Origin of the sequence: Pannonibacter phragmitetus DSM 14782, from assembly GCF_000382365.1 — a bacterium.
In the GTDB taxonomy this organism is placed as follows: Bacteria; Pseudomonadota; Alphaproteobacteria; order Rhizobiales; family Stappiaceae; genus Pannonibacter; species Pannonibacter phragmitetus.
The window spans coordinates 1-1624 of record NZ_KB908250.1; the positions used below are offsets into that span (position 1 = coordinate 1).

A 1624-nucleotide genomic window follows, 5' to 3' on the forward strand; every position below is an offset into this window, starting at 1 on the left:
GGCGGCCGATGGAGCGGTGGTAATCACACCGGCCCAGCTCGGCTATCTGCTGGAAGGCATCGACTGGCGGATGCCGCAAAAGACCTGGCGGCCGACGGCGGCAGGGTGAGCAAAAACACTGGATTGGCGGGGTCGAATATGATTCCATCCTGCCATGAACACCAACGCCGAGCAGCATCCCGACGACCTTTCCAGGGCACTTGCACTACTGGCTGAGGAGCGTGCTCGGCGAATTGCGGCGGAGGCAGAAGCCGCGACCGCCAAGGCGGACGCCGCCAGCGCGAAGGCGCTCGTGTCGCATTCCGAAGCGCTGATCGCGCGGTTGAAGCTGGAGATCGAGAAGGTTCGCCGGGAGCTTTACGGCAGCCGGTCCGAGCGCAAGGCACGTCTTCTTGAACAGATGGAACTGCAGCTCGAGGAGCTCGAGGCCGACGCTGGCGAAGACGAGACTGCGGCGGAGATGACTGCCAGGGCTTCAACCGTCAAGGCCTTCGAGCGCAAGCGCCCATCACGCAAGCCCTTTCCCGAACACCTGCCGCGCGAACGCGTCGTGATCGCCGCCCCGGCGAGTTGCCCCTGCTGCGGTTCCGCCAGGCTGTCGAAGCTCGGCGAGGACATCACCGAGACGCTGGAGGTGATCCCGCGCCAGTGGAAAGTCATCCAGACGGTGCGGGAGAAGTTTACCTGCCGCGAGTGTGAGAAGATTGCGCAGCCGCCGGCACCCTTCCATGTGACGCCGCGCGGCTTTGCCGGGCCGAACTTGCTGGCGATGATCCTGTTCGAGAAGTTTGCACAGCATCAGCCGCTGAACCGCCAGAGCGAACGCTACGCCCGCGAGGGCATCGACCTCAGCCTGTCGACGCTCGCCGATCAGGTTGGCGCTTGTGCCACTGCGCTCAAGCCCATCCATTCGCTGATCGAGGCCTATGTCCTGGCCGCCGAGCGCCTGCATGGTGACGACACCACGGTGCCGATCCTGGCGAAGGGAAAGACCGATACGGGGCGCATATGGACCTATGTCCGGGATGACCGGCCGTTCGGCGGACAGTCCCCCCTGCGGCGCTGTTCTACGCGTCGCGAGACCGTCGGCAGGAGCATCCCGAGCGCCACCTCAAGACCTTCACCGGCATTCTGCAGGCGGATGCCTATGGCGGCTACAATCCGCTGTTCAAGGTTGATCGTGATCCCGCGCCTCTGCGCCAAGCACTGTGCTGGGCGCATTCCCGCCGCAAGTTCTTCGTGCTGGCCGATATTGCCACGAACGCCAAGCGGGGAAGGAGCGCTGCGCCGATCTCGCCGATGGCGCTGGATGCCGTCGGACGGATCGACGCGCTGTTCGACATCGAACGCGAGATCAACGGGCTTCCTGCCAACCATCGCCTGGAGCGCCGTCGCAAGGACAGCCGGCAGCTCGTCGAAGAGCTCGAGGATTGGATGAGGACCGAGCGGGCAAAGCTGTCGCGCAGTTCGCCGGTCGCCGAGGCGATCGATTACATGCTCAAGCGCTGGCATGGCTTCACGTCCTTCCTGGAAGACGGCAGGATTTGCCTGACGAACAATGCGGCCGAGCGGGCGCTGAGAGGTTTTGCCCTCGGCAGGAAGTCATGGCTCTTCGCCGGATCGG

At 64.5% G+C, this 1624-nt stretch carries 1 pseudogene; it reads left to right on the forward strand.

The annotated features are described in order from the left end of the window. Positions 1 to 154 precede the first annotated feature (154 nt). A pseudogene (tnpC, locus tag H163_RS23470) lies at positions 155 to 1624 on the forward strand (IS66 family transposase); the annotation flags it as partial.